At 69.9% G+C, this 12,172-nt stretch carries 11 protein-coding genes; 7 read left to right on the top strand and 4 right to left on the bottom strand.

Going from position 1 to position 12,172, the window contains the following annotated elements; translation table 11 throughout:
- Nucleotides 1–125: 125 nt before the first annotated feature.
- Nucleotides 126–491, bottom strand: coding sequence for a hypothetical protein (locus ACWDU4_RS20155; RefSeq protein WP_450115689.1), 366 nt, complete (start codon nucleotides 489–491; stop codon nucleotides 126–128).
- A 33-nt stretch (nucleotides 492–524) separates the two neighbouring features.
- Between ACWDU4_RS20155 and ACWDU4_RS20150 the strand changes: the two genes are divergently transcribed.
- Nucleotides 525–1,490: a quinone oxidoreductase family protein gene (locus ACWDU4_RS20150; protein WP_450115688.1), complete on the top strand. Its 966-nt coding sequence runs from the start codon at nucleotides 525–527 to the stop codon at nucleotides 1,488–1,490.
- Between the two features lie 75 nt (nucleotides 1,491–1,565).
- On the opposite strand, the gene ACWDU4_RS20145 is transcribed toward ACWDU4_RS20150, so the two are convergent.
- A complete protein-coding gene (locus ACWDU4_RS20145) occupies nucleotides 1,566–2,546 on the bottom strand; it encodes a heme o synthase (RefSeq protein WP_450115687.1) in 981 nt (326 codons plus the stop codon).
- 406 nt (nucleotides 2,547–2,952) lie between these two features.
- On the opposite strand from ACWDU4_RS20145, the gene tkt reads away from it, so the two are divergent.
- From tkt to pgl, 5 genes are all read left to right on the top strand, one after another.
- Nucleotides 2,953–5,055 (top strand): transketolase, encoded by a 2,103-nt coding sequence (tkt, locus tag ACWDU4_RS20140; RefSeq protein WP_450115686.1) that lies wholly within the window; start codon nucleotides 2,953–2,955, stop codon nucleotides 5,053–5,055.
- 5 nt (nucleotides 5,056–5,060) lie between these two features.
- Nucleotides 5,061–6,173 (top strand): transaldolase, encoded by a 1,113-nt coding sequence (tal, locus tag ACWDU4_RS20135; RefSeq protein WP_450115685.1) that lies wholly within the window; start codon nucleotides 5,061–5,063, stop codon nucleotides 6,171–6,173.
- A 3-nt stretch (nucleotides 6,174–6,176) separates the two neighbouring features.
- Nucleotides 6,177–7,745: a glucose-6-phosphate dehydrogenase gene (gene zwf, locus ACWDU4_RS20130; protein WP_450115684.1), complete on the top strand. Its 1,569-nt coding sequence runs from the start codon at nucleotides 6,177–6,179 to the stop codon at nucleotides 7,743–7,745.
- A 67-nt stretch (nucleotides 7,746–7,812) separates the two neighbouring features.
- The gene (gene opcA, locus ACWDU4_RS20125; protein WP_450115683.1) at nucleotides 7,813–8,721 is read left to right on the top strand and encodes a glucose-6-phosphate dehydrogenase assembly protein OpcA; all 909 of its coding nucleotides are present in this window, start codon (nucleotides 7,813–7,815) and stop codon (nucleotides 8,719–8,721) included.
- A 76-nt stretch (nucleotides 8,722–8,797) separates the two neighbouring features.
- Entirely contained in the window at nucleotides 8,798–9,544 is a 747-nt protein-coding gene (gene pgl, locus ACWDU4_RS20120; protein WP_450115682.1) for a 6-phosphogluconolactonase, read from the top strand.
- A 4-nt stretch (nucleotides 9,545–9,548) separates the two neighbouring features.
- On the opposite strand, the gene ACWDU4_RS20115 is transcribed toward pgl, so the two are convergent.
- Complete coding sequence (locus ACWDU4_RS20115) at nucleotides 9,549–9,713, bottom strand: hypothetical protein (RefSeq protein ID WP_450115681.1); 165 nt, start codon at nucleotides 9,711–9,713, stop codon at nucleotides 9,549–9,551.
- A 107-nt stretch (nucleotides 9,714–9,820) separates the two neighbouring features.
- The gene (locus tag ACWDU4_RS20110; protein ID WP_450115680.1) at nucleotides 9,821–11,182 is read right to left on the bottom strand and encodes a DUF4185 domain-containing protein; all 1,362 of its coding nucleotides are present in this window, start codon (nucleotides 11,180–11,182) and stop codon (nucleotides 9,821–9,823) included.
- Between the two features lie 88 nt (nucleotides 11,183–11,270).
- Between ACWDU4_RS20110 and ACWDU4_RS20105 the strand changes: the two genes are divergently transcribed.
- Nucleotides 11,271–12,164 carry a glycoside hydrolase family 25 protein gene (locus tag ACWDU4_RS20105; protein WP_450115679.1) on the top strand — a complete coding sequence of 298 codons (894 nt, stop codon included), beginning with the start codon at nucleotides 11,271–11,273 and terminating at the stop codon, nucleotides 12,162–12,164.
- Nucleotides 12,165–12,172: the final 8 nt, after the last annotated feature.

The following is a 12,172-nucleotide window of genomic DNA, read 5'->3' as shown; positions in this document are numbered from 1 at the left end:
AGCCGAAAAATGGGCAAGAAAAAACCCCGCCGCCCGGTCCCCCTACACAAACCACCAGACACAACCCGGGGGGCCGGGCTCACCGTGACGGTGAGCCGGCCCGATTCGTGTGCGCCGCGGAAGGGTCAGCCGAGGCCGTTGCGGGCCTTCGGGAAACGAGTCTGGTTGGCAACCCAGCCGGCCATCTTCTGCCAGTGGCCGACCCGCGGGGTGACGATGCTGGTGACCGAGCGCTCCCAGCCGGAGGTGCCGAGACCCTCGACCGCGGCGACGACGGCCTTCGCGGTGGCGAGGTCGTCGACGACCTGGTCGCCGAGGACGCCGTCCGCGCCGACGAGGGTGATCCGGACGCCGTCCAGACCGATCGGCTGTACGACAGCGGTGGCGGAGCCGCCGTGCTCTGCGACGAATTTGCGCACCGCGGTGACGGTCCGCGGCGGTGCGACGACGGACGGGGCGGCCGCGCCGGAATCCTGGGTGTCCACACTCATGCGCTCAGGATACGACAGGGCAGAATCATCGCCATGCGCGCAATCACCGTCGCCGAGTTCGGCGGCCCCGACGTCCTGCAGTACACCGAGATCCCGGACCCGGTTCCGGGTGAGAACGACGTGCTGGTCCGCACCGAGGCGATCGGCGTCAACTACATCGACACCTATTTCCGCACCGGCGCGTACGCGATCGACCTGCCGTACGTCGCCGGCGCCGAGGGCACCGGCGTGATCGAGGCGGTCGGCTCGAATGTCACGGACCTGCGACCCGGTGACCGCGTGGCATGGTCCGACGCGCCGTCCAGTTACGCGGAGCTGGTCGTGGTCCCGGCCGCGAAGGCCGTCCCGGTCCCGGACGGCGTCCCCGCCCCGCAGGCCGCGTCGGCGCTGCTGCAGGGCATGACCGCGCACTACCTGCTGCACTCGGTGTACCCGGCGCAGCCCGGTGACACGGTGCTCGTGCACGCGGGCGCCGGCGGCGTCGGCCAGATCCTGACGCAGCTCGCCACCGCGCGCGGGGTGCGGGTGATCACCACGGTGTCGACCGACGAGAAGGCGGCGCTCTCGCGCGAGTGCGGGGCTGCCGAGGTGCTGCGCTACGGCGCCGATCTGGCCGAGCGGGTTCGGGCCCTCACCGGCGGCGAGGGCGTCGCGGCCGTGTACGACGGTGTCGGCGCCGACACGTTCGAGGCCAGCCTGGCGTCGCTGAGGATCCGTGGCACCCTGGCCCTCTTCGGGGCGGCCAGCGGACCGGTGCCGCCGTTCGACCCGCAGCGCCTCAACGCCGCCGGCTCGCTGTTCCTGACCCGGCCCACGCTTGCGCACTACACCCGGGACCGCGAGGAGCTCCTGTGGCGGTCCGGGGACGTGTTCGCCGCGATCGCCGACGACACGCTCACGATCCGGGTCGGCGCGACCCACCGTCTCGCCGACGCCGCGCAGGCGCACCGCGACCTGCAGGCCCGCAAGACGACCGGATCGATCGTCCTGGTGCCGTGACCGGGAAAGAGTGAAGGACCGTTCGGGTTCCCGGAGGACCCGAACGGTCCTTGTCACCCGCCCGACGGTGTCGGGTCAGGAGAAGAAGCTGGCGATCGTGTCCCAGCCGAGGACCGAGTCGACGGCAAGACCGAGGCAGACGACGGCGAGGTAGTTGTTCGACTGCAGGAACAGGCGCAGGGGCTTGACCTGCTCACCACGGCGCACGCCGGTGTAGAGCTGGTGCGCCATCAGCAGGAACCAGGCACCGGCGACCAGCGCAACCGCCGCGTAGATGACGCCCGCGGCGGGCACCAGGACCAGTGTGGTCAGTACGGTCAGCCAGGTGTAGACGAGGATCTGCTTGGTGACGCGTTCCTCGGTCGCGATGACCGGGAGCATCGGCACGCCCGCGGCCTTGTAGTCCTCCTTGTACCGCATGGCCATCGCCCAGGTGTGCGGCGGCGTCCAGAAGAAGATCACCAGGAACAGGACGATCGGTTCCCAGCTGAGGCTGCCGGTGACCGCGGCCCAGCCGACCATCACGGGCATGCAGCCTGCGGCGCCGCCCCAGATGACGTTCTGCCAGGTCCGCCGCTTGAGCACCATGGTGTAGACGAGTACGTAGAACGCGATGGTCAGCGCGATCAAGATCGCGGCCAGCGGGTACGTCGCCCACCACAGCCATCCGAAGGACGCGACACCAAGGGCAAGGCCGAAGATCAGTGCGTGCGACGTGGGCACCGCCATCCGAGCCAGCGGGCGCCGGGCCGTGCGCTTCATCACCTTGTCGATGTCGGCGTCGACCACGCAGTTGAGGGTGTTCGCGCTCGCGGCGCCCATCCAGCCGCCGAACAGCGTCGCCAGGATGAGCGGGAAGTCGACGGTGCCGCGGTCCGCGAGGAGCATCGCCGGGATCGTCGCGACGAGCAGGAGTTCGATGACCCGAGGCTTGGTCAACGCCAGGTACGCGAGGAGCGTCCCGGAGATTCGACCCCAGAGGGAGTCCGACCCACTGGCGGGGGTGGCATCGGGGGCACCAGCGAGACCGTGTCCGCCACGCTCCACTATCCGCACCGTTACTCCTACTTCTCGGGCCCCGCCGATGGGCCCGGTTGACTGGCTCGACCCACAGGGGCCGGCGCCGCGCGTACGACTACCGCTTCAGTAGTCCACCGGATCATGGGGCAGCCGCGATCGCTGCGCCACGACCGGGGACCCGAGCACTACTACACCCGATGGTAGACGGCTCGCCGAGCAGAACCGAACCGGGCACGGGTCGAATGGTCCGAATCGGACACCCACCGCGACCGCGTCACACCCCCGACGCGCAGGACGGACGCCGGATCGACCGGCACGCGCACGAGCACTAGGGTTGGGTCGGCACTACGCTGGTGTGTCGGAACCGACGGCGGGTCCACCGCACCCATCGTTCGTCCCGCCGTCACCGTGCCGCTCACCGATGTCAGGAGACTTCAAGCTCGTGTCGACCACAGACGAGATCCGCGTCCTCACCCAGCCCGTGCATCCCGCCGACTGGACCGACCTGGACACCAAGGCGGTCGACACCGCACGTGTCCTCGCCGCCGACGCCGTGCAGAAGGTCGGCAACGGCCATCCCGGCACCGCGATGAGCCTCGCGCCCCTCGCCTACACTCTCTTCCAGCGCGTCATGCGCCACGACCCCTCGGACGCCGAGTGGGTCGGTCGCGACCGCTTCGTCCTGTCCTGCGGGCACTCCAGCCTCACCCTCTACCTGCAGCTGTACCTGTCGGGTTACGGCCTCGAGCTGTCCGACCTCGAGTCGCTGCGCACCTGGGGTTCGCTGACCCCGGGCCACCCCGAGTACGGGCACACCACCGGCGTCGAGATCACCACCGGTCCGCTCGGCCAGGGCCTGGCGTCGGCGGTCGGCATGGCGATGGCGGCGCGGCGTGAGCGCGGCCTGTTCGATCCGGACGCCCCCGCCGGCACCAGCCCGTTCGACCACCACGTGTACGTGATCGCCTCCGACGGCGACCTGCAGGAGGGCGTCACCTCGGAGGCGTCCTCGATCGCCGGCGTGCAGCAGCTCGGCAACCTGATCGTCTTCTACGACGACAACGAGATCTCCATCGAGCACGACACCCACATCGCGTTCGGCGAGGACGTCGCCAAGCGCTACGAGGCGTACGGCTGGCACGTGCAGCGGGTCGAGGGCGGCGAGAACGTCTCCGCGATGCTCGACGCGGTCGAGGCCGCGAAGGCCGTGACGGACAAGCCGTCGATCATCGTCCTGCGCACCATCATCGGGTACCCGGCGCCGACGAAGATGAACACCGGCGACGTGCACGGCGCCGCGCTCGGCGCCGACGAGGTCGCGGGTGTGAAGAAGGCGCTCGGCTTCGACCCGGAGAAGAACTTCGACGTCGACCCGGCCGCCCTCGCGCACGCCCGTGAGGTGAAGGCCCGCGGCGCCGCGGCGCACGCCGAGTGGCAGCAGACGTTCGACGCCTGGGCGGCCCGGGAGCCGGAGCGCAAGGCCCTGTTCGACCGACTGGACGCCGGCGCGTTCCCCGAGGGATGGACCGACGTCCTCCCGACGTGGGAGCCGGACACGAAGGGCGCCGCGACCCGCAAGGCGTCGAGCAAGGTACTCAACGCGCTCGGTCCGATCCTGCCCGAGCTGTGGGGCGGTTCCGCCGACCTCGCGGGCAGCAACAACACCACCATCGACGGTTCCGACTCGTTCGGCCCGCCCTCGATCTCGACGAAGGACTGGACCGCGCAGCCGTACGGCCGCACGCTGCACTTCGGCATCCGCGAGCACGCGATGGGGTCGATCCTCAACGGCATCGCGCTGCACGGTCCGACCCGCCCGTACGGCGGCACGTTCCTCGTGTTCTCCGACTACATGCGTCCGGCGGTCCGACTGGCCGCGCTGATGGGCGTCCCGTCGATCTACGTGTGGACGCACGACTCGATCGGTCTGGGCGAGGACGGCCCGACGCACCAGCCGATCGAGCACCTCGCGGCGCTGCGCGGCATCCCGAACATGTCGGTGATCCGGCCGGGCGACGCGAACGAGACGGCGCAGGCATGGCGGTACGCGCTGGAGAACACCACCGGCCCGACCGCGCTGGCGCTGACCCGTCAGGACATCCCCGTGCTCGAGGGCACCGCGGACAAGGCGGTCGACGGCGTCAAGCGCGGCGCCTACGTGCTCGAGGACTCCTCGACCGGCACCCCGCAGGTGATCCTGCTCGCGTCCGGTTCCGAGCTGTACCTGGCCGTGGAGGCCCGCAAGGCCCTCGAGGCCGACGGCATCGGCACCCGCGTGGTGTCGGTCCCCTGCCTCGACTGGTTCAACCAGCAGGACCAGGCGTACCGCGACGAGGTGCTGCCGCCCGCCGTCCGTGCCCGCGTCTCCGTCGAGGCCGGTATCGCGATGCCGTGGTGGCGTCTGCTCGGCGACGCCGGTGAGGCCGTCTCCATCGAGCACTTCGGCGCCTCCGCCGACCACAAGACGCTGTTCCGCGAGTTCGGGTTCACGGCCGAGAATGTCACCGCCGCGGCCCGTCGCACCCTCGATCGAGTGAAGGGCTGATCGCCATGGCACAGAATCAGAATCTCGCCGACCTGTCGGCCGCCGGTGTGTCGGTGTGGCTCGACGACCTCTCGCGTGGACGCCTCCAGACGGGCAACCTGGCGCAGCTGGTGGCGGAGAAGTCCGTCGTCGGCGTGACCACGAACCCGTCTATCTTCCAGGCCGCGCTCAAGGGTCCGGAGTACCAGGCGCAGCTGCACGAGCTCGCCGGCCGCGGTGCGAACGTGGACGACACGGTCCGCGCGCTCACCACGGACGACGTCCGTGAGGCGTGCGACCTGCTCACCCCGCAGTACGAGGCCAGTGCCGGCGTCGACGGCCGGGTCTCGATCGAGGTCGACCCGCGCCTGGCGCACGACACCGAGGGCACGGTCGCGCAGGCGATCGAGCTGTGGAAGATCGTCGACCGGCCGAACCTGCTGATCAAGATCCCGGCCACCCTCGCGGGTCTGCCCGCGATCACCCAGGTGATCGCCGAGGGCATCAGCGTCAACGTGACGCTGATCTTCTCGGTGGAGCGGCACAAGGCGGTCATCGACGCCTACCTGGCCGGGCTGGAGGCCGCGAAGTCCGCCGGGCACGACCTGTCGACGATCCACTCGGTCGCCTCGTTCTTCGTGTCCCGGGTGGACACCGAGATCGACGCCCGGCTGGAGAAGATCGGCACCGACCCCGCCCTCGCGCTGCGCGGCAAGGCCGGTGTGGCCAACGCCCGCCTCGCGTACGCGGCCTACCAGGAGGTCTTCGAGTCCGGTGACCGGTTCGCGGAGCTCGCGAAATCCGGTGCGCGCGTGCAGCGTCCGCTGTGGGCGTCGACGGGTGTGAAGAACCCCGAGTACCCGGACACCCTGTACGTCACCGAGCTGGTCGCGGCGAACACGGTGAACACCATGCCGGAGAAGACTCTCGACGCCGTCGCCGATCACGGCACCGTCACCGGTGACACCATCACCGGGACCGCCGCGGCGTCCCAGGAGGTCTTCGACGCGGTCGCCGGCGCGGGCGTCGACCTCACCGATGTCTTCGACAAGCTCGAGACCGAGGGCGTCGACAAGTTCGAGGTCTCCTGGAACGAACTCCTCGAGGCCACCGCCGCGTCCCTCACCGCGGCGTCCTGATCGATGGGGAGCACGGGCACCGCGTCGCAGCGCAGGACCGGCACCGCCGACGCGTGGATCAATCCACTCCGCGACGAGCGAGACAAGAGACTGCCGCGAATCGCGGGCCCGTGCTCCCTGGTGATCTTCGGGGTCACCGGTGACCTGGCGCGCAAGAAGCTGATGCCCGCGGTGTACGACCTGGCGAACCGGGGGCTGCTGCCGCCCGGTTTCGCCCTGGTCGGGTTCGCCCGCCGGGACTGGGCGGACGAGGACTTCGGCAAGGTCGTGCACGACGCGGTTCGCGAGCACGCGCGCACCGAGTTCCGGGAAGAGGTGTGGGACCGCCTTGCCGAGGGAATCCGCTTCGTGCAGGGCAGTTTCGACGACGACGCCGCGTTCGCCGAGCTGACTCGCACCTTGGCCGCGCTCGACGCCGAGCGCGGTACCAGCGGCAATCACGCCTTCTACCTGGCCATACCGCCCGTCGCCTTCCCGACGGTGTGCGAGCAGCTGTCCAGGTCCGGGCTGGCCAAGCCGGTCGAGGGCCAGTGGCGACGGGTGGTCATCGAGAAGCCGTTCGGTCACGACCTGGAATCCGCGAAGGAACTCAACGCGGTCGTGAACACGGTCTTCCCCGAGGACTCGGTATTCCGTATCGATCACTACCTGGGTAAGGAGACGGTCCAGAACATCCTGGCGTTGCGGTTCGCGAACCAGCTGTTCGACCCGATCTGGAATGCCCATTACGTGGACCACGTGCAGATCACGATGGCCGAGGACATCGGACTCGGCGGACGTGCCGGGTACTACGACGGTATCGGCGCCGCCCGTGACGTGATCCAGAACCATCTCCTGCAGCTGCTCGCGTTCACGGCGATGGAGGAACCCGTCAGCTTCGAACCGTCCGAGCTACAGGCGGAGAAGATAAAGGTGCTCTCGGCGACCCGGCTCGCCGAACCCCTGGACGAGACCACCGCCCGCGGCCAGTACGCGGGCGGCTGGCAGGGCGGTCGCCAAGTGGTGGGCCTGCTCGACGAGGAGGGCTTCTCCAAGGATTCGACCACCGAGACCTTCGCCGCGATCACCCTCGAGGTGGACACCCGTCGCTGGGCCGGTGTTCCCTTCTACCTCCGTACCGGAAAGCGTCTGGGGCGCAGGGTGACCGAGATCGCGGTCGTGTTCAAGCGCGCCCCGCACCTGCCGTTCGACCAGACCATGACCGAGGAACTGGGCCAGAACGCCCTGGTGATCCGGGTGCAGCCGGACGAGGGCGTCACGATGCGTTTCGGCTCCAAGGTGCCCGGATCCTCGATGGAGGTCCGGGACGTCAACATGGACTTCAGCTACGGGCAGGCCTTCACCGAGTCCTCCCCCGAGGCGTACGAGCGGCTGATCCTGGACGTGCTCCTCGGCGAACCGTCGCTGTTTCCGGTGAACGCCGAGGTCGAATTGTCCTGGAAGATCCTCGATCCGGTGCTCGAGCGCTGGGCGGCGAACGGTCGCCCCGACCCGTACGAGGCGGGCACCTGGGGACCGGATTCGGCACTGGAGATGCTGCGCCGCACCGGGCGCGAATGGAGACGGCCGTGACGACGTCGTCGGACACGACCATGACGACGTTGTCGGGGGCGACCGTGACGATGGGAGAATTCCACTCGTGATCATCGACATTCCCGCCACCACCACCGGCGCCGTCAACAAGCGTCTGGTCGAACTCCGGGAAACGGGCGGCGCGGTCACGCTGGGCCGGGTGCTGACCCTGGTGGTGAGCACCGACGACGACGAGAACGCGGAATCGGTGATCGAGGCCGCCAACGAGGCGAGCCGCGAGCACCCGTGTCGCGTGATCGTGGTGACCCGCGGGGACCGGGACGGCGAGTCCCGCCTGGATGCGCAGATCCGGGTCGGTGGGGACGCGGGCGCATCCGAGGTCGTGGTGCTGCGCCTCTACGGTGAGCTCGCCGGACACGAGGACAGCGTGGTGATCCCGTTCCTGCTGCCGGACACCCCCGTGGTGGCGTGGTGGCCGGACAGGCCACCTGCCGTTCCCGCACGAAATCCGCTGGGACAGTTGGCCATCCGCCGGATCACCGACGCGACCGGAGCCCCCGACCCGGCGGCGACCATCAAGTCGCGACTGCAGGCGTACACCGCGGGCGACACCGACCTGGCCTGGGCGCGAGCCACCCCGTGGCGCGCGCTGTTGACCTCGGCACTCGACCAGCCGCCGCACGAGCCTCTGTTGTCGGCGACGGTGTCCGGGCTGGCCACCGAGCCCGCGGTCGACCTGATCGCCGGGTGGCTGGCCAGCCGGATCGACGGCCCGGTGCGCCGTCTGGCCGGGGAGCTGCGGATCGAGATGCACCGCGAAACCGGCACGATCGCGCTGAGCCGGCCGCAGACGGGGAAGACCGCGACCCTCAGCCGCACGGGAGCACCGGATTCGCTGGTGTCGTTGGCGCGCAGGGAAACCCGCGACTGTCTCGCCGAGGACCTGCGCCGTCTCGATCCGGACGAGATCTACCACGCCGCGCTCGCCGGCCTGGACCGGGTGGTCTACGAATAGCCGGGCCGACTGCGTTAATCATTCGACTGGATAAGGGTCCTCCACGGATCGGTCCGGAACACATAGGGTGAGACCCATGACTGATTCCGTGACCGTGCAGACGTACGACGACGCCGACGCCCTCACCTCGGCGGCAGCCCGGAAGTTCATCGACGTGATCGTCGCGGCGCAGGCCGCGCGCGGCTCCGCCTCGATCGTCCTCACCGGCGGCGGCAACGGGATCGGTCTGCTCCGCAAGCTGCGTGCCGATTCCGGTGCGATCGACTGGTCGAAGGTCGACGTCTTCTGGGGTGACGAGCGTTTCGTACCGGCCGGACATCCGGACCGGAACGAGGTGCAGGCCCACGAGGCGCTGCTCGACCACGTGCCGGTCGAGGCGGCCAGGTTGCACCCGATGCCGTACGGGGACGGCGCGTACGCCGGCGATCCCGACGCGGCCGCGCACGCCTACGAGCACCTGCTCGCCGCACACGCGAACGGCGGCCCGATCCCCGACTTCGACGTGCACCTGCTCGGCATGGGCGGTGAGGGACACGTCAATTCGCTGTTCCCCGACACCGACGCGGTCCGCGAGGACACCCGTTTCGTGGTCGGCATCACCGACTCCCCCAAGCCGCCCGCCGAACGGGTCACGCTGACGCTGCCCGCTGTGCGCCGGGCACGCCGGGTGTGGCTGCTGGTCGCCGGTGCGGACAAGGCGGAGGCCGTGGCCGCGGCGGTCGCAGGCGCGAACCCGCTCGACATTCCGGCCGCCGGGGCACTCGGGGTGGAGGAGACCGTGTGGTTCCTCGACCGGGCGGCCTCGGCGAACCTGCCGGCCTGACCGGTCACTCGCCGGCCGTTCCCTCCTCGGCGGGGCGGGGATTCGTCTCTCGCGGCGTGGGATCCACCCGCCTGCCGTGCAGGAGGACGTGACTGCGGGGCGTCGCCCGCGTCGTCGCGAGCCCGCGGACGCCGCCGCGCCAGTCGTGCGTTCCCGTGCACCGGATCATCGTGGGACTCCTTCTCGCATCCTGTGCTGAGTTGGACGCGCGGGACCTCGGCCCGGTTCCAGGGCGATCCGGCGTCACCGGCATGCCTCCGGCCGGACGCCGACGAATCAGGGCCGCGCACCCCCGCGGCGACGGCGATCGGCCGGTCGCACCTGACCGGGCTTCGGCGGCGATGCCTCACCGGCACGCACCAGCGCGAGGCATTCGGTCATCTCGTCGGCGCCGGCCTCGCCGCACGCGAGGTCGGCGAGCACCGACGCCCGATCCGCCTCCTTCACGCCGGCCAGCTCGTCGCCACCCGGGCCCGCCGGAGGTGACCCCGGATCGCCGGACAGGCGCGCGACTGCCTGCGCGACGCCGCTGTCGGCGAGTGAGGCGTAGCGGGCGAAGGGGGCGATCGGCCCGACCACGGACGCGTGCCACTGCCGCACGCCGTACATGACGAAGCCGGTCGGCGGCGTCAGGCCCGGCGCGATCCACTGCGACAACCCGAAGTGGACGTCGGCGAGGGTGGACAGCGGGTGGATGCCGGGCGCGTAGTGCAGCGGCGCGACGACGAGGGACACCTGGGGCTGGGCCGGGGTCCACGGCGCGTCCGGCGCCGACGCGATCCGCGAGACCGTCGACCCGATCGAGTAGTCGGTGTACATCAACACGATCCGACCCTGGACGATCTGGGCGTTCAGTTCGCCGATCTTGTTGCCCGGCACCGAGTTGTCCGCCGCGAGCAGTATCGGCGTGGGTGACTGCCGCCCCCACCGCCACGCTCCGCCGGTGTATCCCCAGAACTCCCAGCCGTTCTCGACCGCGAGCCCGGCCCAGTGATGTCGCATCAGGTAGATGCCGCCGTCGTTCGACCGCCCCGCGGGAGTACCGAAGACGTGGACGTGGTTGCCCCACAGGATCATCGACTGGTTCTGGAAGAATCGGTACCACGGGTGTGCGCTGGGAAACGTGATGATCGGGCTCGGCTGATACCACTCGGCATCGGGGTCGTGGGACACCCACAGCGCGGCGAAGTTCGTGGACCACGTCGTGGTCGCGGGGTCGGTGGCCCAGTCGCGGACGGCGAAGGTGCTGACCACGGTGTCACCGTCCGGCAACTGCAGCCCGCTGTTCGGGATGTGCGTGAACGCCTCGCCCGCCGGCGCCGGCACCGGTTCGGTGACGTGCCGATACGGAATGATCTGCGCGGCGCGAGCGCCACCGACCGCGTTGTCCCAGCGAATGCCACGCAGCAGGTCCGCGTTCGAGGTCCGCAGCGACACCGGACTGCGCCAGCCGCCGCCGTTCCACCCCGGCTCCGGGCAGTGGTTGTCGAAGGTGTCCCCGTGCAGCGAGTGCGTGTAGCCCTTGGCATTGCGCCACATGAAGCACAGGTCGGTGCCCTCGAAGCCGAAACGGGTGGTGACGCCGGGACCGGTGATCCGGCCCGGATCGAACGGATTGGGTACGCCCACCGCGACCACGCTCCCAGTTTAGGCGCGGCCGGAACCGCCCGGGCCATATAGTGAAACCACCCGATCGGTCGCCAGCCACCGCAGACGGAGAGTGCTCATGACGCTCTACGGCATCGACATCTCCAACTACCAGGCCGGACTCGATCTCGCCGCGGTCCGCGCCGAGGGCTTCGAATTCGTGTGGGCCAAGGTGTCGGAGGGCATCCACTACCGCGATCCCACCTGGCCGGGATTCCGCGACGCCGCCCGCGCGAACGGGTTGCTCCTCGCGGGCTACCACTACGTGCGCGCCGACTCCTCCGCCGACGCACAGGCCCGGACGTTCGTCGAGCACCTCGGCGACACCACGATTCCCGCGATGCTCGACTTCGAGGCCGATTCCGGTGACATGGAAGTGTTCTGGGCGGTCGCGAACGCGATCGACGCCCTCGGCGTCCACGTCGCGCTGTCCTACATCCCGCGCTGGTACTGGCAGCAGATCGGCAGGCCCGACCTGTCCCAAGTACCGGGGCTGATCCAGTCCAGCTACGTCGTCGGGACCGGCTACGCGAGTGTGCTCTACCCCGGTGACGATTCCTACCGGTGGACGGGGTACGGCGGCAAGAGCGTCGACATCCTGCAGTTCACCTCGTCGGCCCTGGTGGCCGGCCAGAAGGTGGACGCCGACGCGTTCCGTGGAACCCGGGAGGAACTCGCCACGCTGATCTCACCCGCACCGCGACAGGAGGGGGACGGCATGACACCCGAGCAGGCACAGCAGCTCAGGGACATCTGGACCCAGCTGATGGGTCCGAACGGCAACGGCTGGCCGCAACTGGGCAACCGCACGCTGGTCGACGCCTGCGCGGTGATCCTCGACCAGCTGGTCGGCCCGGATCACCGGTTCGGCGGCTGGCCACAGACCGGTGGTCGCACAGACACCGACGCCATCGCCGCCATCGGTGCGGCACTGAACATCCCCGGTTTCAGCGACACCAAGGCCGAGCGGTGAGCGGCGCC

This window comes from Rhodococcus sp. NPDC003348 (assembly GCF_053589375.1).
Note: the sequence above shows the minus strand (reverse complement) of the source record. Positions and strands in the feature narration are given on the sequence as shown.